We start from the raw sequence: 22866 nt of genomic DNA, 5'->3' as shown, positions 1-22866 counted from the left end.
CCTCCTCTTCTATCTCTATTCCTACTTATTCGATTTTAACATGCAGCTTTCCTGCAATAAAGTTTGAAATTTCTACTATTTTTTTTGCACGCTCGGAATTCTCCGTCACATCAAACCAATTTACATCCATCTTATTTCTAAACCATGTAAGCTGTCTCTTAGCATAGTTTCGAGAATTTTGCTTTAACAGTTCAATGGCTTCGGGCAATGAAATCTTTCCGTCTAAATATGCATAAAGTTCTTTATATCCTATTGCCTGTATGGATTGGACATCGCGCAGATTGCGATCATATAATCTTTTCACTTCGTCTATTAAGCCATTTTCCACCATTAAATCTACACGCTTATTAATTCGGCTATATAATTTCTCCCTGTCCATTGTTAATCCAATTAAGGCTGCATTATATTGCAGATTTGGTTTTTGCTGTTTTTGATAATCGGATGCTGTTTTACCAGTACAATAAAAAATTTCTAATGCCCGTATCACTCTTCTAATATTATTGGGATGAATCTTTTTTGCACTTTCCGGATCAATTCTTGTTAACTCTTCATATAAAACCATATTTCCTTCCAAATTGGCTCTTTGTTCCAACTTGTTTCTAATTTCAGCATTACCGATATCATCAGAAAACCGGTAATCATATAAAACCGATTGAATATATAAACCTGTACCGCCAACAATCATCGGAATGGCATTTCTATTATGTATTTCCGCTATTTTTTCACGGACAAGCTTTTGAAATTCCGCAACCGAAAAAGGTTCGTCCGGATTTTTAATATCGATAAGATGATGTGGAATACCTTCCATTTCTTCTTTCGATATTTTAGCAGTTCCAATATCCATGCCTTTATAAATTTGCATAGAATCACCGCTGATAATTTCACCATTAAAACGCTTCGCTAAATAAATACTCGTATCCGTTTTACCGACAGCAGTGGGACCAATTAGTACGATAAGCTTCTGAAGATCATTCAATTAATTTCACAGCCTTTATTCTTATATAAGTTTATGAATTATTTGAAGGTTCACCCTGCATGCTACATTATTTATACTTGAATGAGCAATGCTTCTCTATCGTACCATATTATCACATAACTATTGGAACAGTTAATTATTATAACCGAAAAATTTTCAGTTCATACTTTAGTTTATTTTTTAAATTGAAAAACCGACTCATTATAAGTCGGTAAACTAATCATTGTTTGCTTATCGGCAGTAATTTTAGCTCTTTTGCGTTCTCAGCATTAATATTTAATGTTGTCTCATGATACTTTCCATCCACCCAATCATTTATTTGATCATGATACCACTTGCTTCTAAAATTACCCGATTGTCCTGGTCCAACAATGTGGTAGGAAGAGCCCATATCACTTGTATCAATAACAAAACGCCATGATGCTCCATGATTCACAATTCCATCTTGACCGTTACTTGCCGCCTGAACAGTAACCTTACTGCCACCTATAGGAATTGGCTTTTCATGATTAAAAATTAACTGCAAAATATTAGATGAGGATGAGATTGGATGAGCAAAGTATAATTTGTGGTAATCACCCCATTTCCAATCTTCAGGGTTTTCACCATATTTATCTTTTAAATCCGTCAATACATTTTTCAGTGATGTTCGCAATACGATTTTAATTCCACCTTTTTCTTCTACCCATTCCCCTTCATTTCCACTAAGTGCATTTCGCAATAACTGGTCAACCGCTTGTGACTCACCTTCAAATAAGCCCCTAACATTTTTAGGTATTTGCTTCCCGAATAACACGTTCGATATTTCCTTAATCCAAAAATTATATATCAATGGTGCTGCTAAATCTTTGTCATCTTTATAATTCCATTTCTTCAATAAATCAACAGCAACTTGCTCTATATCTGTTAAAGGTTCTTGATTTAGTAATTTCAAAAATTGCGGTACAAATTCCCGAGCCGATACATTCATTTGATCCATTTGTAAGGATTTTATATCACTTACGGAAAGCTTTTCTTTAGAATTCAATACCTCTTGAATTCTTGTTTGTCTATATGGTTGTGCCCAAACATTGCTAATATGGTAAGGATACTGGTCATTTACTACTTTATTATTAGCGCTAGAAATGAAGCCTTGAACAGGATTCACTACCTTTGGAAGTTGATCAAACGGGATGTATCCTTTCCAACCATATTCATCTGTCCAACCTGGTACAGGATAGAGACCATCCCCTTTTTTGCGAATTGGAATTTTTCCGTTCGCTTTATATGCAATGGTTCCATCATCCGATGCAAAGACAAAATTTTGTGTCGGTGTTTGAAAATCGAGTAGTGCCGTCTCGAATTCATTCCAATTTTTAGCCCTATTCATATTTAATACAGCTTCCAGCTCTTTGGAGGGTTCCAATGCTGTCCATTGTAGGGAAAATACTGTGTTATCCTTATTTTGATATGCAAATTCTGAAATGACAGGTCCATGTTTCGTAATCGTTACCTTATAAGGTATTGTCTTTTCACCCTTTACTTTAATTGGCTCATTAATAATACGTGCATCATACCACTGTTTATTGTACAGAAATTGCTTAGGATTCTTTGGATTTCTTTTTTCAATATATAAATCCTGTACATCCGGCCCTGTATTAGTAACACCCCATGCGATATGTTCGTTAGATCCCAATATAATTCCTGGAATACCCGCAAATATGACACCGCTTACATTTATATCGTCTGCTTGCAAATGCATTTGATACCAAATGGATGGGGTCGCTAATGACAAATGAGGGTCATCTGCAAGTAACGGTTTTCCAGACTTACTCTTCTCCCCACTTACCACCCAATCATTACTTCCGTTAAATACAGGGGGTTTAACCGCACTAGCAAAGCTTTTGCCAATATCAATTTGACTTTCTTTTAATTCAGAAATAATAAGAGGTGCATCTTTAGGATAACTCGGGAGTAATTCCTTCGCTTTTTCCTCCGAAACATTTTTCAATGCCCAATAATTAAAGGCTTGTTCATTCCAATGTCCACCTAAATCAAAAGCCATGTATTTTCCAATTGTTAAGGAATCAATTGACGTCCATTTTTCTGGCTGATAATTTAATAAGGTAAATTCAACCGGTAAGCGATTAGAGGAGATAGCATCCTTGATATAATCATTAACACCCTCTGCAAACCAATTCAAAACATTTTTCCCTTGGGTAGAATATTGTTGATAAGATTCCTCTGCCGCTCTTCTTAATCCAAGTGTTCGAAAAAATTTATCTCGTTCAATCATTGCCTTTCCAACTACTTCACTTAATCTGCCTGACGCTTGTCTTCTACTTAAATCCATTTGAAATAGTCTATCCTGTGCCTCCACATACCCCTGAGCGTAGTACAAATCATGTTCATTTTTTGCTTTAATATGCGGAACACCGTTTTCATCTCTAATAATACTTACTGGATGATTAATTCCTTTTAAATAGATTTCACCTTCTGTTTTAGGAAGTAGCCTTAAAGTAAAGAAATTCAGAAAGAGTGCAATGATTAAAGCTAAAATCACTAAAAAAATAAATGTCCACAGTATGGCTTTTTTCCACTTTCCAATCGGCTTTCTTTCAACCACAATCTCCATCTTTCTCCCCCCTCATATATATGAATATTGGCTATTCGGTATAAAAGTCCTCTTATACTCGCAAAATAATTATCCATGTTTCACATCATCTTAATAATAAAAATAAAAAACATAGTGGATATTTGTCTATTAATAAACAAAATACATTAAAATTTCAAATAAAGCAGATTTACAATTAATTGTTATGCAGTTTTCCTCTATGGATGGAAAAATCCATGTACAATTCTTCACGCTATTATCCGGAGTGTATTTAACAAAGCGAGAAAGGGGTTCATGATAGAACAGGAGATACCTCTTTCGAATGCAAGTATGATAAGCTCATACGTTATGTCTATTCATTGAATCTGGTTGATGAATTGATTATGGTTCTAAAAGGCAGAGGTTGATAAACGACAATAATTAACTTTAAAGGAACGTTGAACAAAAGCTTCATTTAGCTTTTGTTTTTTTAAAATGAAATTTTTATGAAACATTATCATTATTTTTCATACAATTTAGTAACGAAATATTATATATTTCGAAAACCTTCAAGGAGGTGCAGACATGAAAACAAGAAGTACATTAAATGCTTTGATTGGTGTTTGGTTTATTATTGCGCCTTGGGTTCTCGGATTTTCGGATCAATCTGGAGCACTTTGGTCCAGTGTTGTGATTGGTCTCATCCAACTAATCATGTCCTTCTGGGCTTCCAATGAAACAGGGTGGAATTCTTGGAAAAACTGGATCACCGTTTTAACCGGGGCATGGTTTGTTATCTTACCATTTGTTTATTCCTTATCTAGTGGAGAAACTTGGACCAGTGTTATTCTTGGAGTCGTTACAGTTCTATTTAGCTTGTGGAATATGGGTTCAAAGCAAAGCAATTAGTAATAACCTTATTAAGATTTTCACATATATTCCCCCTAAGGAATTCTTTCTTTAGGGGTTTTGTATTTCATTTTTACTACACATACACATATTTTAGATTTATTTGGATATCCTACATGGGACTTAGTGAAGTGGAGGATAAAGTAAGAGTGAAAAAAAAATTATTCATTGTCCTAATCGGCATGTTTTTTACATATATAAGCATAACAACAGCAACTGCGATCACTAAAGAGAACCATATTAACGTGGAAGAAGAGGGGCATTTACAGTTAACATATGAAGAATTTCAAAAGCTTTTAAAACAAGGTTATACAGTGCATGAAATTGTCAAAGCAGCACATATTTCACTGTATACAAACAAAGGTATTGAGTATATTTTACGTTTCTATAAGAAAAACGGTTCTTGGCAAGAGACTGCAAATCATTTTGGTGTTGATTTGGAAAAATTAAAAACGGATCAAATGCGTAAAACCAAAAGATTGAATAGACAACATAAAGAGAAAATTATCACTATCTTAGCAAATTATACGAGTCGAACACCAGAAGAAATAAACGACTATTTAAAGCAAGATGCCGATCTTCACTTTTTAATTGTTGCGGCGGCTATTTCTAAGACCACTAATACAGATTTACCGGTAATTATTCAATACAATAAAGAAGGAATGAGCTTTCATGAAATTATGAAGACTGTTCATGCAAATCAAAAAATAGTATTCCGTGAGGTCAAAATACTTCATCAAAAAATAAAAAATATAGAATAAACCATTTACAAATAGGCAATTTACTAATAAGTCAGCCTTCTTTTTAATCAGGAAATATGTCTATTATATTTCTTACGTTTCGGGGTTATTGATAATATATTCTTCATTAAAAATGTCCTATGTGCGTTTCTTAAGTAGCAAAAAGCTGTAAAGGAATCAAATTCGACAGAAAGAATTCTAATAGTTCGATGTGTAATTTCATTGTTATTAGCGATATAAATCATTTCAAGTTTATCACCGGATTCAAGAGCTCTCAAAAGGATGCTTTTCAATTTTATCCCTCCAATATACTATTGTATATTTCTTATTATATACAAACATATGTTCTTTAAATACTAATATGTTTATATTTTTCCTGTAAATTGAACAACATCTTTCCAGCATTACATATTTATTTATACAATGATAAAAAGTGGAATCGCTAAAACGAAAAAAGTAGTTAAAACCGGCAACCTTATACCGATTTTAACTACTTTATAGACTACATTACTCGTTTAAACATTTTTTCCATCTCATACACAGAATAATGTATAATGATTGGACGTCCATGTGGACATGTGAATGGGTCTGATGCGAGCCGCAAGGAATCAAGTAACGCTTGTATTTCATCATTTCGCAAATGTCGATTCGCTTTAATTGAATCTTTACAGCTCATCATGATAGCAGCTTCTTCTCGCAGTTTTTTAACATCTACCTTTTTCATCGACAATAATTGTTCTACCATCTCTTCAATCGTTTCCTTTTCCTCACCCTTAGGAAACCAAATGGGATGAGAACGAACAATAAAGCTATTGTGTCCAAATGGTTCCATAAAGACACCAACGTATGCTAATTCTTCCAGATTTTCTTGTATTTTAATATATTCATCTGTTGAATATTCAAAAGTAATCGGAACGATAAGGTCTTGCAGTTGCTTCTCCACTTTTCCAACTTTTTCCCGAAAATATTCGTATTTGATTCTTTCCTGTGCAGCATGCTGGTCGATAATATAGAGCCCCTTATCATTTTGTGCAAAAATATACGTTCCGTGCATTTGCCCTATTGGATAAAGAGGAGGAATCCGGCTAGTCGCTTGTTCCTCTATTTTCTCCTCTGATGGAAGGGTATAGTCAGTCTCTAAGTCGTCATTTAATGGTTCTTGGACTACTTCTGGGAAAACATACTCTGTATCCTTCACTGTTTCTGTAGTCGATGATTTCTTTCCATCCAAATGAAATACCCTTTTCATATCGTCAAAAGGTAAATGTGATTCATTTGAATACATAGTCTTTTGAAAAACTGGTTCCTCTTCTTTCTTACTGACAGGTTCATCTACCTGCGGCAAATGATCGAGTAATAAAGATGTTTGAATCGGTGCTGGCTCTCTGTCTTTTGAATGAATATTGCCAGAAGGTATTAGCACTTTATCCTTAAATGCCGACTTTATTGTACCTGTCACAAGTTCATTTAGTTCTTGTTCTTTACTAAGTCGTACTTCCAGTTTACTTGGATGAACGTTTACATCCACTAAAATCGGATCCATGTCAATGTTTAATAACATAATTGGAAAACGACCAATTGGCAATAAAGTATGGTAACCTTCTTGAATAGCTTTAATCAATGAATAGTTTTTAATGAATCTTCCATTTATCATGGTAGATATATAATTTCGGGATGCTCTTGTAACTTCTGGCAAGGATATATAACCACTAATTTTAAAGTCAAGTGAGCTAGCTTCTATGGGAATCATTTGTTTTGCGATATTCATCCCATAAATTGCTGCCAATACTTGACGAACATCTCCATTCCCACTTGTTTGCAAAAGTAACCGTTCATTATGTCTTAGGCGAATCGAGACTTCTGGATGTGCTAGAGTTAGTCGATTGACAACATCCGTAATATTTCCAAGCTCTGTATGAATTGTTTTTAAATATTTTAACCGTGCTGGAGTATTAAAAAATAGATCTGTGACAACGATATCCGTTCCTTTTCTCCCAGAACATTTTTCATGGCTCAGTAATTTTCCGCCTTCTATCACTACCTTTGTTCCAGATTCAACGCCAGTGGAGGATGACATTTCAAGGTGTGATACAGAAGCAATACTGGGCAAGGCTTCCCCTCTAAACCCAAGTGTACGGATTCGGAACAAATCATTCTCGTCTTTAATTTTACTCGTTGCGTGGCGGTGAAAAGCAAGAAGGACATCATCTTCTTCCATCCCAGTCCCATTATCAATTATCCGGATTTTCCCAAGTCCAGCTTCCTCAATTTCAATCTCCACAATGCTACTATCAGCATCAATAGCATTTTCGACTAGCTCCTTCACTACGGAGGCTGGTCGTTCAACTACCTCGCCCGCTGCAATTTTATTTGAAAGGATATCGTCCAGTTGAATGATTTTCCCCAAGGAGCACACCACCTAACCTCTTAATTTTTTCTGCAATTCATATAACTCATTCATTGCTTGCAATGGATTTAATTCAAGTAGATTTATATTTCTTAGCTCTTCTAAAATTTTCTTTTCTTTTGATGATGGTTCTTGCTTACTCTTCGTATTAGCAGGCTCATCGAAGAAAGAAAGCTGCGCCTGGATTGCTTCCTCTTTGATATTAATAGCAGGAGCCTCGCTTGGTTGTTCAGAACTATCCTCTAGTTCAGCAAGAATCTCTTTTGCACGAACAATTAGGTCATGAGGAAGCTCTGCAAGTTCCGCAACATGAATACCATAGCTTTTATCTGCCGGTCCCTCTTTAATTTTGTGTAAAAAGACTACTTTCCCATTTTGCTCCATCGCACTAACATGAATATTTTTTAGTTGAGACAAATTGTCCTCTAATACCGTTAATTCGTGGTAGTGAGTGGAAAACAATGTCTTTGCCCCAATACGATCATGTATAAATTCGATAATCGCTTGAGCTAGTGCCATTCCATCGTAAGTAGATGTACCCCTCCCAATTTCGTCAAATAAAATTAGACTGTTTTTCGTTGCATTCGTAATCGCATTTTTAGCTTCGAGCATCTCTACCATAAAGGTACTTTGTCCGGAAATTAAATCGTCCGCAGCCCCAATTCTAGTAAAAACTTGGTCAAAGATTGGCAGGATCGCCTCACCGGCAGGAACAAAACATCCGATTTGCGCGAGAATGGCGGTTAGAGCAATTTGTCTCATGTACGTACTCTTACCGGACATATTGGGCCCTGTGATTAAAAGCATTTCCCGTTCCATATCCATAAAACAATCATTTGGAACATATCCCTGTGCATCCATTACCTTTTCGACAACAGGATGACGACCATCTTTGATTACAATTTTCCGCTCCTGATTAAAAACAGGTTTTACATAATGTCTTGTTTCGCTAATCGTAGCAAAGCATTGTAGAACATCAATTTCACTAATTATTTGGGCAAGACTCTGTAAACGAGGTATAAATTCTTTTACCGTTTCCCGAATTTGCAAAAATAATTCATATTCTAATTCCGTACTTTTCTCTTCTGCTTGAAGGATTAGTGCTTCCTTCTCCTTCAACTCTGGTGTAATAAATCTTTCTGCATTTGTTAGCGTTTGTTTTCTTTCATAACGTCCTTCTTCTAATAAATGTAAGTTTGATTTTGTTACTTCAATATAATATCCAAATACTCGGTTGTAGCCGATTTTTAATGATTTTATGCCGGTGCGGTTTCGCTCTTCCTGCTCTAATTGTGCAAGCCATGTTTTCCCATTACGGCTTGCATCACGATAACGATCCAATTCAGCATTATAGCCATTTTGAATGATTCCCCCTTCTTTGACGGAGATAGGCGGATTTTCTAGAATAGCCCTTTCAAGTAGGTCTGTAAGTTCTTCACAAGGATCCAAACGTTTAGCTAGTTTCGATGTTTCTTTATGATCGAACTGTTCGATTATGGCATGGATAGCTGGGACCTGCTGTAAGGAATGCTTCAATTGAATTAAATCGCGAGCATTTACATTTCCAAAAGCCACTCTACCCGCAAGTCTTTCTAAATCATATACTTCCTTTAATCGTTCTCGTAATTCTTGACGCTCAAAATAATGCTCCAAAAATACTTCCACTAAAAAATGCCTTTGCTCGATAGCTTTTCTATCAATGAGCGGCCGATCAATCCAATTTTTTAATCGACGTCCTCCCATAGAAGTCATTGTTTCATCTAGAAGCCATAATAATGAGCCCTTTTTGCCTTTTGATCGAATAGTTTCTGTTAACTCAAGATTACGTTTAGAATAATAATCTATTTTCATAAATTGATGTATATCAAATTTAGCTACTGGCTGTAAATGATCTAAGCTGCGCTTTTGCGTTCTTTGCAAATAATTTAAAAGACGCATAACCGTCTGCTTTAATTCTTCTGATTCTATATCTGCTATTATTCTTTCAAACTCTGTTTTCTTTTCAGTATCATTTTCATAGGAAATAGTGGTATTCGCGCGTTCCTTTAATTGCTTAATATATATTTCATCCAACGTTTCCGAAACCACTACTTCTTTTGCGCCAAGTACAGATATTTCATTTACTACATGTTCAAAAAGACTGTCAATAAATGTTACACGGCCTTCCCCCGTTGATAAATCCGTATAGGCTAAACCAAAGGAACGATTATCAAAAGAGGTAATAGAGGCAATAAAGTTGTTTTCTTTTTCTGCTATTCCTTTTCCTTCCATCATGGTTCCTGGTGTAATAAGCTGAACCACTTCCCTTTTCACAACACCTTTTGCCGTTTTAGGGTCTTCCACTTGTTCACATATGGCTACTTTATAGCCTTTCTCTACCAATTGTTCAATATAATTAGCAGCTGAATGGTACGGAACTCCACACATTGGAATTCTCTCCTCACCGCCACCATCACGACTTGTTAACGTAATTTCTAATTCTTGAGACGCCTTTACAGCATCTTCAAAAAACATCTCATAGAAATCTCCTAAGCGAAAAAATAAAAAGGCATCTTGATAATCTGCCTTCACCTGCAAATATTGGAGAATCATAGGGGTATATTGACTCATTTCTACCAAATTCCTTTCCGTACAACATATTTAGCTAAAAAATATTATAACATAAACACTGGTTGTTCTTCATGAAATCTAATAATTGTAAAAAAAAATCGGCTGGCTAACACCACCCGATTCTTCCTTTTTATTTATTTATGAACTCAATAAACTCCATTCTATTTCCAAAAGGATCAGAGACATGAATTCGCGACCTTCCTTCAATAGGAAGTTCTTCTTTCCATGTTATTTCATGATGCTTTAATGTCTGTTTCAAATCACCAATATTAGTGACAATCAATCCTGGATGAGCTTTTTTGGCTTCTTTAAAATCCTCCTCTACTCCAATGTGAATTTCCTGATTTCCACATTGAAACCAACAGCCACCTCTTGCTCTTAAATTTTCTGGTTTAGGAATCTCTGTTAAACCTAAAATACTCCCAAAAAAATGTCTTGCTTGATCCTCGCATCCTTTTGGTGCAGCTAACTGGACATGATCAATTCCTTGAAAATAAAATGACATAGGAACGCCCCCTTATTTGATTAATTCCACCTTCATTGTACAAATTAAATGGAGTAATTCCTTATATAAATTAATTATGGCTACCTATAAGTAAAGTGGATTAAGAAAGAATTATGTATTAGCAAAAAGAAAACTAGGAAGCTGTCTTCCTAGTTTTACTCTTCCTCTGATCCTATTAAAAAGTCTGGATCTAGTTCTTCAAATTCCTCGTCTAATTCTTCTTCCCACTCATCATCAGAGTCACATCCATCCGGATGAATCGCAACACAAATTTTTGTTTCTCCAATGACTTCTACGAGGAATTCTCTTTCCACATTTACAATGATTTTATTCCCATTTGGTGATATAACTGCTTCGACACAATTAGGTTGCTGAAGGACACGTGCAATAACTTCTTTATCGTCTAAACAATCTGGGTCGCGATAACTTAGTTTTACAACGTCAACATAATCCACTTTTTCCGTAACAACCGATGTTTTCGTATTGTTACCATGGGAATACCAGACGTTTATTTCGTATGAACCAATTATTTCGACTTTTTTGTCGATCTTTTTCGCTTCATACTTGTGATTTATAATCCAGCAACCTAATATGCTCGATGGGTGATGCGGCGGTGTGATCGTATGATTGGACTGTGTGAATTTACGTCCCTTCGCTACGACCGCTTTAGTTATTATTTCTCTATATTCTGCCATTCGAGCGAACCCTCCTCATTTATTTTCAATTCATCCTATGCATGCCTATAGACTAGTGTGCCAATATTTTTACGTGTGCTACGGGATTTACAATACTGTGATTTTCATATTTTGAAAATACAGCACTTTGTTCAGGATAGAAACTAATAACTTTATATGGGTTAATTCATTATATGTGAACGGGGGTATTGTGTTCTGGGCTATTGGTACGCGGGGGGCTGACTTTCGACATCTCTGCATTCTTTAATGCTATTTTAATTTTCAATTAAAAAGACCACTATCTAAAAAGATAATGGTCTTCCCAATGATTAATCACAGCTGCCTGGTGTACTATATTTTACTTTTGAACCTGTCTCACCGCGAAGAAGGTCTCCTCCAGTTGACATGATAATTTCATCTGTAACAGTATTAGAGATGGTTGATGCAACAATTTGTAAGAGATCGTTAACATCTGTTTGAGATTGTTTAAATTCTTGAACAATTGGAATCTCATCTAATTCCGCTTCATATTTTTCAATTTTAGCTTCTACCATCTTAAGTGCTTCGGTTTTTCCATAGTGTTGAAAATTAACAGCTTGCTTTTGTAAGCTCTTAATACTTGCAATCATTTCTCGAACTTTTTGATTTTCGTTGATTTGTGCTTCTGCACGTTTAAAGAAATCAACCTCTTCTGTTTCAGAAATCATCTTTGCAAGTTCTGTTGCACGAGCTACGATCTCGTCTTTTGTATATTTTTTCATTCTACTTCACCTCAGCAACTTCAAGTTCTTCTACCATTTCTCCGTTTAAAGACCATGTCTTCGCTTCTGTAATTTTTACATTAACAAGTTTGCCAATGGCAGACTTTGGACCTTTAAAGTTTACAAGTTTATTTTTTCTTGTATAACCAGCTAAAACATCCGGATTATTTTTACTTTCCCCTTCAACAAGCACTTCCACCGTCTGTCCTTCATATTTCTCTAATGCTTGGCGGGAAAGTTCGTTTACTAAGTTATTCAATCGTTGGAGACGGTCTTTCTTTACATCCATCGGAATATTATCCTGCATTCTAGCAGCTGGTGTACCTTCGCGTGGAGAATAGATAAAAGTATACGCCATTTCAAAGCCCACTTCTTTGTATAAAGAAAGAGTCTCTTCAAATTGTTCGTCCGTTTCATTAGGGAAACCAACAATAATATCCGTGGAAAGAGCCACATCTGGAATAGCTTTTTTAATTTTTCGCACTAATTCCAAGTAATGTTCACGAGTATACTTACGTCCCATTATCTTAAGGATATCACTTGATCCGGATTGAACAGGAAGATGAATATGTTCCACAAGGTTACCCTTTTTTGCAAGCACTTCAATTAAACGATCATCAAAATCACGCGGATGACTAGTGGTAAAACGTATGCGCGGCACATCGATTTTGCGAAGATCATCCATTAAATCGCCAAGACCATACTCGATATCTTCAAAATCCTTTCCATATGCATTTACGTTTTGACCTAATAGCGTAATTTCCTTATATCCTTGTGCAGTCAGATGACGTACCTCTTGAATAATATCTTCTGGGCGACGACTTCTTTCTTTTCCACGAGTATAAGGTACAATGCAATAAGTACAGAACTTGTCACAGCCGTACATAATATTAACCCATGCTTTAATGCTTCCTTTACGAACCTTTGGAAGGTTTTCAATTACGTCTCCTTCTTTGGACCATACTTCCACAACCATGGCCTTTGACATATATGCTTCTTTTAAGATATGCGGCAAACGGTGAATATTGTGTGTTCCAAAAATCATGTCGACATGATGATGTTTTTCAAGAATTTTATTTACGACAGACTCTTCTTGGGACATACATCCACATACACCAATTAATAAATCTGGCTTTTCAAGTTTCAGTGGTTTTAAATGACCGATTTCTCCAAATACTTTATTTTCAGCATTTTCCCTGATTGCACAAGTGTTTAATAAGATGACGTTTGCATCTTCAACTGTATCCGTAGGTTCATAACCAAGCTGCATAAAGATACCTGCCATGACTTCTGTATCATGTTCATTCATTTGGCAGCCATATGTACGAATATAAAATTTCCTACCAATTCCCATTCCTTTAAATTCTTCATCAATTTGGAAGTCATTATGATATTTAACTTCCTCTCTACCACGTTTCCTTGCTTCTTTTAAATTTGGAGGGATATATACGGATTGAAAGTATTTACTGTAATCCTTTTCGGATTTTTTGTCCGCTGGATTAACTGTACTCACTTGCTGACCTTCCAAACGTTGTTTCTCGTTCATAAGAATCTCCTTTCTGTAACTAAAAAACTACTTGGATTCAATCTATTTTATACTAAAATTTCTAGAACTTCCTAATAATAAATACTAATATACACATTATTTTAGTATAAAGCCTTTTTCTTTTGAATACAATAGCTGAAGTCTAATGTTGAAATTTGGTCACTTACTGTGTGAAAGGATATGTATTTCATGTAAAAAAATAAACCTGACCGCTTTCGCAATCAGATTTTATTTTCGCTTAATAATACAAACAAGCTTCATTTGTTATCTTGGTTCCACAATTAGTTTTATTGCGGTCCTTTCTTCTCCTTCAATTTGAATATCGGTGAATGCCGGTATACAAATTAAGTCAACTCCGCTAGGTGCAACGAAGCCTCTAGCAATTGCAACTGCCTTTACTGCTTGGTTTAATGCTCCTGCTCCAATAGCCTGAATTTCTGCGCCACCTCTCTCACGAAGAACACCGGCAAGTGCACCAGCTACAGAATTAGGATTGGATTTTGCTGAAACTTTTAATATCTCCATTTCTTCTCCTCCTTGTTATTTCCCAAATACCGAATGCCCATTCAGAGTGAACCATCCTGGTATAATCATTCCATTGCTACTATATTCACTAGAACTCGAATGTATTCCGGCTTGCCCAAAAAAGAGGAGGAGAAAAATCAAATGCTTAAAGCCTATTGCCCATCTGCTAACCGATAGGCTCTTTGAGGAGAAGATTATTTTTCAAAAGTTATCTACCGAGCAAAATTCTATAAATTTTTAGACATCAAGTTATTAAATGACAAATGGATGGTCTTCATTAATTAATATAGTATCGATCGCTTTAGAATGACCTGTTTTCGGATCGATATCAACTAAACACGCACTAAGTTGAGTTCGACCACTCTTAGGTACTTCAAATCGAACCGGGAGACTAGAAAGAAATCTTTTCAATACGACTTCTCTTTCCATCCCTAAAATGCCATCATAAGGACCTGTCATACCGACATCGGTTATATATGCTGTCCCATTTGGCAGAATTCGATTATCCGCTGTTTGTACATGTGTATGTGTGCCTACTACCGCAGAAACTCTGCCATCTAAATACCAACCCATCGCTTGCTTTTCACTAGTCGCTTCGGCATGGAAATCTACAAAAATGATATTGGTTTTTGCTTTTGCTGTTTTAATAAGCTCATCTGCTTTCCTAAACGGGTCATCTAATGGCGGTAAAAATGTTCTTCCTTGCAAATTAATTACTGCAATTTCTACCCCATTAATATTAACAAACAATAGACCTTTACCTGGTGTTCCCTCGGGAAAATTTGCAGGTCTAATCATATACTTTGCATCATCAATAAATTCGAAAATCTCTCTATTATCCCAAGTATGGTTGCCAAGAGTAATAGCATTTGCACCCTTCTCCAAAAATCCACGATAAATCTTTTCAGTAATTCCCTTTCCGCCTGCAGCATTTTCCCCATTAATAATGGTAAATTGCGGGCGATATTTTGCTTTCAGCTTCGGCAAATACTCTGATACCATATCTCTTCCTGGTGAACCGACAACGTCCCCAACAAATAATATTTTCATTATAATCCCTTTCTATTAACAATTATCATTCAACCTTATATATCTATAGGATTTCAAATACAAATTAACTTAATCACCATTATTTATAACAATGAAAAGCGGTGTAAATTACACCGCTTTTCAAGAAAGTGATTATTATTTTGCATACTCAACTGCTCTTGTTTCACGAATAACAGTTACCTTGATATGCCCAGGATAATCAAGTTCGCCTTCGATGCGTTTTCTGATATCCCGCGCTAATCGATGTGCTTCCAAGTCATTAATTTGCTCTGGTTTTACAATAATACGGACTTCTCTTCCGGCTTGAATAGCGAAGGATTTTTCCACACCTTCATAGGATTCAGAGATTTCCTCCAGTTTTTCCAGTCTGCGTATATAGTTCTCAAGCGTTTCACTTCGAGCACCAGGTCGTGCCGCTGATAATGCATCTGCAGCAGCAACTAAGACAGAAATAATGGACGTAGGTTCTGTATCCCCATGATGAGAAGCAATACTATTAATGACTACAGGGTGTTCTTTATATTTGGTAGCTAATTCAACACCAATCTCTACATGACTTCCTTCTACTTCATGATCGACTGCTTTTCCAATATCATGTAATAATCCAGCGCGACGAGCAAGTCTTTCATCTTCACCAAGTTCTGCGGCAAGCATTCCCGATAGATGTGCTACCTCCATCGAATGCTTTAGAACGTTTTGTCCGTAACTTGTACGGAACTTCATACGTCCTAATATCTTTATTAAATCCGGATGGAGTCCATGAACGTCAACCTCGAAAGTTGTTTGTTCACCAATTTCACGGATATGTTCATCCACTTCACGTCTTGCTTTATCCACCATTTCTTCAATACGTGCTGGATGAATTCTTCCGTCCTGAACTAGTTTCTCAAGTGCAATTCTTGCAGTTTCCCTTCGAATTGGATCAAATCCTGAAAGAATAACAGCTTCAGGGGTATCATCTATAATTAGATCAATTCCAGTCAATGTCTCTAATGTACGAATATTACGTCCTTCTCGGCCGATAATTCTACCTTTCATTTCATCGTTTGGAAGATTGACCACTGATACAGTTGTTTCAGCAACATGTTCAGCAGCACACCTCTGAATTGCAAGAGAGAGAATGCTCTTAGCCTTTTTATCCGCTTCTTCCTTAGCACGATTTTCACTTTCTTTCACCATGATGGCTACTTCGTGGGAGAGTTCATCTTCAACCCTCTTGATAATAATCGCCTTTGCTTCTTCGCGGGTTAGACCAGAGATACGTTCTAGTTCTGATTTTTGTGTCTGTACCATCTCGTCCACTTTGCTTTCCATCTCTTCAATATGTTGTTGTCGTTGATTCAGAGAATCCTCTTTCTTTTCGAGTGTTGTTTCACGCTTGTCTAGTGATTCGTCTTTTCGATCGAGGTTCTCCTCCTTTTGCAATAATCGATTTTCTTGTTTTTGCAATTCATTTCTTCGTTCACGAAGTTCACGTTCCATATCAGTACGAAGTTTATGATTTTCATCCTTTGCTTCTAATAGAGCCTCTTTTTTCAAGGCTTCTGCTTCACGTTTCGCATCTTCTAAAATCTGCTCTGCAGCATTTTTAGCTCCTGTTATTCTCGCTTCTGCAAAAGATTTTCGAACAAAATAGCCAACAACTACACCAACGATTAGGCCAAGCAAAATGGAGATGATTGCTACGAATGGTGTCATCTTTTCACCTCCCCTTGCTATGAACTTTTATCATGTCTCAAACATGTCGGCTGCACATTGTTACAAAGGTTTCAATAAACAGCACTTAGGCTTCAAAAAATATCATTTTTTAAAAAAATTATACATATTAATTTTATAGTTGCGAATATTTATTGTCAAGGGGATTGAAAATTAGAAATGCTGAAGAGTCTTCGTTCATTAGCATGCAAGGAATATTCAAATTGCAGTGGCAAGATCTTACTAAGTAATTGAAAATAGAGCAAGGTGCTGCTGTTGAGATGATGACTTTTCTCTGGAGACATCCCATAAGTGCGGCAGCAGAAAATATTTGCACTAAACATTATCTATGCGAAAAAAGCAAAGCCGTATGGCTTTGCTTTCGAACTTAATCTAATTCAAATTCCTCTTGACTTTCATCAATCGGTGCTTCCTTAGCTTCATCTAAACCAAAGTGCTCACGAATCTTAAACATAATTTCGTCCCGGATATCAGTATTTTCCTTTAAAAATAACTTCGCATTTTCTCTTCCTTGTCCAACCCGTTCATCATTATAAGAATACCATGAACCGCTTTTTTGAACGATATCAAGCTCAGAAGCCATATCGACAATTTCGCCTTCTTTTGATATTCCTTCTCCATACATGATATCTACCTCGGCAGTACGGAAAGGCGGAGCTACTTTATTTTTCACCACTTTGATCTTAGTTTTATTTCCAACAATGTCATTTCCTTGTTTGAGTTGTTCTGCGCGACGCACTTCTAAACGAACAGAGGAATAAAACTTAAGTGCGCGACCTCCAGGAGTTGTTTCTGGATTCCCAAACATGACTCCAACTTTTTCCCTGATTTGGTTGATAAAGATTGCGATTGTTTTTGATTTATTAATAGCGCCGGAAAGTTTACGAAGGGCTTGAGACATTAAACGTGCCTGTAAACCTACATGGGAATCTCCCATTTCACCTTCAATTTCGGCTTTTGGAACTAGAGCTGCAACCGAGTCAATAACGATAATATCAATAGCTCCGCTTCGTACTAATGCTTCTGCGATTTCAAGTGCTTGTTCTCCAGTATCTGGTTGTGATAAAAGCAATTCATCAATATTAACCCCTAATTTTTGAGCATATACGGGATCAAGTGCATGCTCAGCATCTATAAAAGCTGCTTGTCCGCCTGCTGCCTGAACTTCAGCAATAGCATGTAACGCAACCGTTGTCTTACCGGAACTTTCAGGACCATAAATTTCAATAACACGGCCTCTAGGATAGCCACCAACACCTAATGCAACATCTAGAGCAAGGGATCCGCTTGGTACTGTTGAAATTTTTCTATCTGTTTGTTCACCAAGTTTCATAATGGACCCTTTACCAAATTGTTTTTCTATTTGCTTAAGAGCCATATCTAGGGCTGCTTGACGATCATTCACAAATGTTTCCTCCTCATTCCACTTATTCTATTAACTTTATAAAAATACCTTATTCTTACTATACCTGTTTTTCAGCGATTTGCCAAGCAAAAAAACGAACATCTATTCGATTATTTTCACCTCATTTCAAGCATAAAAAAAGAGCATTTACATTAGAGAAAATGCCTTTTTTATAAATAGGTACTTCTAAAAACGATTGTTTCTTCCATAATTTAACAATTATGATTTGTTGCTTGTCGATTCTAATTCACGCATTAAATAGTGGCAGCCATACTTCACTGTACGAAGGCGATTACTATTTCTATTACTAGCTAGTGATAGTAAAAATGTTTTTACTGGTTGGTTTTTTACAGCTATTCCAATCCAAATTGTCCCGGCTTCTTTACCTTCGAGGCTGTCAGGACCAGCAACACCTGTAAAGCTGATTCCAATATCTGTATCCAATATCGTGCGAATATTCTCTGCAAGCTCTGCCGCACATTCTTTACTAACTGCACCGTATTTATCTAATGTTTCCTTTTTAACTTTTACTAGCTTTTCCTTAGCTTCACTGGAATAACATACTACTCCGCCTTTTAAAATATTACTTACTCCAGATATAGATGCCATTTCCGCTGCAAACATTCCGGCTGTTAAACTTTCTGCACAAGCGATAGTTAGACCTGAACGTTTTAATTTTTTCACTGTTTCCATCATTAATGTGGTTTCATTATATCCGTAGCAGAATTCTCCTACACGTTCTTGAATGATACGTTCCGTTTCATCAATCATTCTCAATGCTTCCTCACTAGATTGATGCTTAGCAGTAATTCGCAACGTGCATTCACCATCAGAAGCATACGGTGCCACAGTAGGATTAGACTGACCTTCAATTATACTTTCGATTTCTGTTTCTAACTGTGCTTCACCGATTCCAAAAAAGCGCAATACTCTAGATTCTATATGTTCGCGCTTATCCATTTTAGCGAGAATTGCTCTACGTCCATATTTAGTAAACATCGGTTCCATTTCAAATGGAGGTCCAGGAAGAAGCATATAATAATGATTCTGATTATGGATAAACATTCCAGGCGCCATTCCAAATTCATTGGGTAGAACTGTGGCCCCTTCCAATACTAAAGCCTGCTTTTTATTATTTTCCGTCATTTGTCTGTTCACTTTTAGAAAGTATGCTTCAATAGAATTTAAAGCAGCTTCATCAGTTACAAGCCTTCTGCCCAAATGGTTCGCGATCGTCTCCTTTGTCAAGTCGTCTTTCGTTGGTCCTAAACCGCCTGTAAAAATGATCAAGTCTGCACGTTGTTCAGCAATTTCAATGCTTTTTTTTAATCTTTGGGGATTATCACCGACAACTGTATGATGAAACACATTTACTCCCATCTCCGCTAATGAGATAGAAAGAAATTTGGCATTAGTATTCACTATTTGTCCAAGTAACAACTCGGATCCAACGGCTATAATTTCAGCATTCATTTGTTGCTTCTCCTTTTTACTTAGAATTGGAAAAGATGGAACGATTTTTATAGATATAATCCCAGCCTGAATAAACAGTAAAAATCATAGCAATCCATAATGCAATGGTAGCGAAAGGAAAATGTATCGGTTCAAATGGAAAATTATGAAGCAATAATAGTGCAATAGCTATTGTTTGTGCCCACATCTTAATTTTTCCTGGCATAGCTGCAGCAACAATTTCTCCTTCTCCAGCTAATATTGCGCGCAAGCCAGTAATCGCAAATTCCCTACTAATAATGACGATTACAATCCACGATGGAACTAAACCAAGCTCGGTTAAAATAATGAGTGCGGAAGAAACTAGTAATTTATCAGCTAATGGATCTAAGAACTTTCCAAGGTTTGTGACAAGATTATATTTTCTAGCAAGATGTCCATCAAACCAGTCAGTTATTGAAGCTATAATAAAAATAATCGCACCAATTAAATGAGCTGTAGGCATGCTGATACTTAACAGCTCTACATTTCCCCAAGGGAAAGGGACGAGCATTATAATAATAAATACTGGGATTAAGCAAATTCGTGTTACAGTAATTTTATTAGGCAAATTCAAGGTACTTCCTCCAATATATTTTTCTGACTAGTATTCAAGCTGTATGCAAATTTTAAGCTTGTACCAACTTTAAAGTTAAAAATAGTCATCAGGAGATGACTATTCAGTTTTTAAAGGATCAAATTGAATTGTAATTTTTTGAGTAGTGTTTTTATTAGCATACTCCAATTTTTGATCATTCACTAAAATTTCAGTGTTAGGAACATTCCCTATACTGATATATGCTTGACTTTCGTTTGAAAAATCAAAAGTTTGTTTTTCATTTTCGTTTAATGTACCAGTATATATAGTTTTACCATTTATTCCATTCTTCACCAAAATCCATGTTCTCCCAGTTGATGAAACAGTTAATTTGAATTTATCCGTATTGGATAATTTGTAAGTTGTATTAATTCCGCTGGTACTATCAACTTTTAACTCTTGTTCAGGCTTTGTTTCATCCTTGGTATCCGTGGTTTCATTTTTATCTTTTTTCGTATTAGCATTTTCAGAGTTTGTTTTTTGGCTATTATCAGCATTATTGTTTGATTTTGCCGTGTTTGACTGTCCTGTTTCCTTAACCTTCACCTGAGAGCTATTATTGTTTACGTTTTGATTTTCAGCTTGTCCAGATCCAGAAAATTTCTGAACCAAAACCCAAATCAAAAATGCTGCAGCAACAATAAAAACAACTACCAGAATCGTCGGCAATATATTAAATACTTTCGATGTACCCGCAGAAACCGATCGTCTCGACTGAACTCTAGAAATTTGTTCACTAATGTCGTCGTTGTGAGTTACCGGAACCTCGCTTTTAAATTCCTCAAATATTTGTTCAGATTCCAATCCAACTGCTTCAGCGTATTGCTTTATAAAAGCACGTACATAAAACTTTCCAGGAATACTATCATAATTTCCTTCTTCAATTCCTCTTAAATATCTCTTTTGAATTTTCGTTATTTCTTGCAAGTCATCTAGGCTTAGTCCCTTAGCTTTCCTTGCTTCTTTTAATCGGCTACCTAGTTCCGTCAACAATAACACCTGCCAATCTCATTTTAAAACTTTTCGTGGTTATGTACTATAATCATTATCTAATAATCAAAACCGCCGAAGCCTTCATCGTTCAAAAAGTTATTCCGTTGAATCACTTCGTATGTAATTTCTTGATCAGGATGATCTCGCAGTTCGATAATATAATCAAAATCTTCTAAGGTGTACTCAGAATTTTGCACAAAAATATCTGGATGTTCAATGACCTTCACAGCTGGGATTCTCATGATTTCTCTTACTAGTTGCCAATGTCTTTCATTTGCCCTTTGTGTCGATACTATTCCATCCAAAATGAAAATATTATTGGCATTATATTCATCACTGATAAGCTGATTGCGAATAGTTTGTTTTAGTAAAGTAGAAGAAACAAAGAGCCACTTTTTACTCGCACAAACACTTGCTGCTACAACAGATTCTGTTTTTCCGACACGAGGCATCCCTCTTATGCCAATTAGTTTATGCCCTTCTTTTTTAAATATTTCAGCCATAAAATCAACTAATATACCAAGCTCATCACGAATAAAGCGGAACGTCTTTTTATCGTCCGCATCTCTTTGAATATAGCGGCCATGTCTTACAGCTAACTTATCTCGCAATTTTGGTTCTCGGATTTTTGTTATTTTTATTGTTTCCATCGTTTGTAATATAGATTCAAGTCTAACAATTTGTTCTTCATTTTTTACTAGTAGTAAAAGACCTCGTTTTCCCTCATCTACGCCATTTATACTAATAATATTTATAGACAACATCCCTAATAAGGAAGATATATCACCTAAAAGTCCTGGTCGGTTTATTTGAATTTCATATTCTAAATACCATTCTTTACGATCCATATAAACCTCCTTCAAAAAAGTAAATCTTTATCAACTGGAGTTCCTCACCCTCTGATATTAAAAGAAAAACATTCGTTGACCCTAGGTTATATAATAAATGATTTTTAATCAAGATGAAAGGAAAAACTCCCCTTTTTTATGAATACTCCTAAAAAAAAAGAAAAGAGGGGTTAAATGTCCCCTCCCTGCATTTTTACCTATTGTTGTGTACCATTATTTTGAACTAATTTTACCATTACGTTGGCAATAGCTTGCTGTTCTTGTTCATTTGCAACGGACCAAAGATCTGCCAATACTCTTTCCTGTTCATTTTTAGGATCAACTTGGCCAGCTAAATAATCACCAACTTGGCCAGCAAGCTGATTGATTGTTTCTTGAGACATCCCTTGTGATTTCGCTTGATTAAGGCGATCTCCTAAAAAATTTTTCCATTGATCCCAATTATCTAAGACAGACATAGTATAAACCTCCTTCATATTTGTTCGTAGTTATTTTGCTACAGAGAGAGATTCTTATACCTATAAGTCAAAGAATTTTTCG

At 35.9% G+C, this 22866-nt stretch carries 20 protein-coding genes; 2 read left to right on the top strand and 18 right to left on the bottom strand.

All coding sequences use genetic code 11. The features are described from left to right. Positions 1 to 25: 25 nt before the first annotated feature. Positions 26 to 976 carry a tRNA (adenosine(37)-N6)-dimethylallyltransferase MiaA gene (gene miaA, locus CWO92_RS18755; protein WP_101355741.1) on the bottom strand — a complete coding sequence of 317 codons (951 nt, stop codon included), beginning with the start codon at positions 974 to 976 and terminating at the stop codon, positions 26 to 28. A gap of 220 nt (positions 977 to 1196) precedes the next feature. After that, positions 1197 to 3590: a penicillin acylase family protein gene (locus tag CWO92_RS18750; protein ID WP_101355740.1), complete on the bottom strand. Its 2394-nt coding sequence runs from the start codon at positions 3588 to 3590 to the stop codon at positions 1197 to 1199. Between the two features lie 543 nt (positions 3591 to 4133). Here CWO92_RS18750 and CWO92_RS18745 point away from each other — a divergent pair. Both CWO92_RS18745 and CWO92_RS18740 read left to right on the top strand, forming a co-directional pair. Continuing rightward, complete coding sequence (locus CWO92_RS18745; RefSeq protein WP_101355739.1) at positions 4134 to 4457, top strand: SPW repeat protein; 324 nt, start codon at positions 4134 to 4136, stop codon at positions 4455 to 4457. A gap of 149 nt (positions 4458 to 4606) precedes the next feature. Beyond that, a complete protein-coding gene (locus tag CWO92_RS18740) occupies positions 4607 to 5218 on the top strand; it encodes a hypothetical protein (RefSeq protein ID WP_158175346.1) in 612 nt (203 codons plus the stop codon). Positions 5219 to 5265: 47 nt separating this feature from the next. Here the strand turns inward: CWO92_RS18740 and CWO92_RS18735 are convergent, their stop codons facing one another. The 16 genes from CWO92_RS18735 to CWO92_RS18660 form a co-directional block, all read right to left on the bottom strand. Next, the gene (locus CWO92_RS18735; RefSeq protein WP_101355737.1) at positions 5266 to 5490 is read right to left on the bottom strand and encodes a WYL domain-containing protein; all 225 of its coding nucleotides are present in this window, start codon (positions 5488 to 5490) and stop codon (positions 5266 to 5268) included. Between the two features lie 209 nt (positions 5491 to 5699). After that, the gene (gene mutL / locus CWO92_RS18730; RefSeq protein ID WP_101355736.1) at positions 5700 to 7604 is read right to left on the bottom strand and encodes a DNA mismatch repair endonuclease MutL; all 1905 of its coding nucleotides are present in this window, start codon (positions 7602 to 7604) and stop codon (positions 5700 to 5702) included. 12 nt (positions 7605 to 7616) lie between these two features. Further along, positions 7617 to 10214 (bottom strand): DNA mismatch repair protein MutS, encoded by a 2598-nt coding sequence (mutS, locus tag CWO92_RS18725; RefSeq protein ID WP_101355735.1) that lies wholly within the window; start codon positions 10212 to 10214, stop codon positions 7617 to 7619. A gap of 130 nt (positions 10215 to 10344) precedes the next feature. Beyond that, positions 10345 to 10719, bottom strand: coding sequence for a VOC family protein (locus CWO92_RS18720; protein WP_101355734.1), 375 nt, complete (start codon positions 10717 to 10719; stop codon positions 10345 to 10347). 155 nt (positions 10720 to 10874) lie between these two features. Beyond that, positions 10875 to 11414 (bottom strand): outer spore coat protein CotE, encoded by a 540-nt coding sequence (locus CWO92_RS18715; protein WP_101355733.1) that lies wholly within the window; start codon positions 11412 to 11414, stop codon positions 10875 to 10877. A 308-nt stretch (positions 11415 to 11722) separates the two neighbouring features. Further along, entirely contained in the window at positions 11723 to 12154 is a 432-nt protein-coding gene (locus CWO92_RS18710) for a YlbF/YmcA family competence regulator (protein ID WP_101355732.1), read from the bottom strand. 1 nt (position 12155) lies between these two features. After that, positions 12156 to 13700, bottom strand: coding sequence for a tRNA (N6-isopentenyl adenosine(37)-C2)-methylthiotransferase MiaB (gene miaB, locus CWO92_RS18705; protein WP_101355731.1), 1545 nt, complete (start codon positions 13698 to 13700; stop codon positions 12156 to 12158). Positions 13701 to 13964: 264 nt separating this feature from the next. Next, entirely contained in the window at positions 13965 to 14225 is a 261-nt protein-coding gene (gene spoVS / locus CWO92_RS18700) for a stage V sporulation protein SpoVS (RefSeq protein ID WP_055740338.1), read from the bottom strand. Between the two features lie 252 nt (positions 14226 to 14477). Further along, positions 14478 to 15275 carry a 2',3'-cyclic-nucleotide 2'-phosphodiesterase gene (gene ymdB, locus CWO92_RS18695; protein WP_101355730.1) on the bottom strand — a complete coding sequence of 266 codons (798 nt, stop codon included), beginning with the start codon at positions 15273 to 15275 and terminating at the stop codon, positions 14478 to 14480. Positions 15276 to 15410: 135 nt separating this feature from the next. After that, positions 15411 to 16973, bottom strand: coding sequence for a ribonuclease Y (gene rny, locus CWO92_RS18690; protein ID WP_101355729.1), 1563 nt, complete (start codon positions 16971 to 16973; stop codon positions 15411 to 15413). A gap of 385 nt (positions 16974 to 17358) precedes the next feature. Further along, positions 17359 to 18396 carry a recombinase RecA gene (gene recA / locus CWO92_RS18685; RefSeq protein WP_101355728.1) on the bottom strand — a complete coding sequence of 346 codons (1038 nt, stop codon included), beginning with the start codon at positions 18394 to 18396 and terminating at the stop codon, positions 17359 to 17361. Positions 18397 to 18615: 219 nt separating this feature from the next. Continuing rightward, entirely contained in the window at positions 18616 to 19869 is a 1254-nt protein-coding gene (locus CWO92_RS18680; protein WP_101355727.1) for a competence/damage-inducible protein A, read from the bottom strand. 16 nt (positions 19870 to 19885) lie between these two features. Next, positions 19886 to 20464: a CDP-diacylglycerol--glycerol-3-phosphate 3-phosphatidyltransferase gene (pgsA, locus tag CWO92_RS18675; RefSeq protein ID WP_101355726.1), complete on the bottom strand. Its 579-nt coding sequence runs from the start codon at positions 20462 to 20464 to the stop codon at positions 19886 to 19888. Between the two features lie 99 nt (positions 20465 to 20563). After that, complete coding sequence (locus CWO92_RS18670) at positions 20564 to 21484, bottom strand: helix-turn-helix domain-containing protein (protein ID WP_235851638.1); 921 nt, start codon at positions 21482 to 21484, stop codon at positions 20564 to 20566. Between the two features lie 50 nt (positions 21485 to 21534). Further along, the gene (locus tag CWO92_RS18665; RefSeq protein WP_101355724.1) at positions 21535 to 22326 is read right to left on the bottom strand and encodes a DUF3388 domain-containing protein; all 792 of its coding nucleotides are present in this window, start codon (positions 22324 to 22326) and stop codon (positions 21535 to 21537) included. 197 nt (positions 22327 to 22523) lie between these two features. After that, positions 22524 to 22784, bottom strand: a complete 261-nt coding sequence (locus CWO92_RS18660) for a DUF3243 domain-containing protein (RefSeq protein WP_101355723.1) — start codon at positions 22782 to 22784, stop codon at positions 22524 to 22526. Between the last annotated feature and the right edge of the window lie 82 nt (positions 22785 to 22866).

This window comes from Heyndrickxia camelliae (assembly GCF_002844575.1).
GTDB lineage: Bacteria > Bacillota > Bacilli > Bacillales > Bacillaceae_C > Margalitia > Margalitia camelliae.
This window is presented reverse-complemented; position numbering and strand designations above follow the sequence as displayed.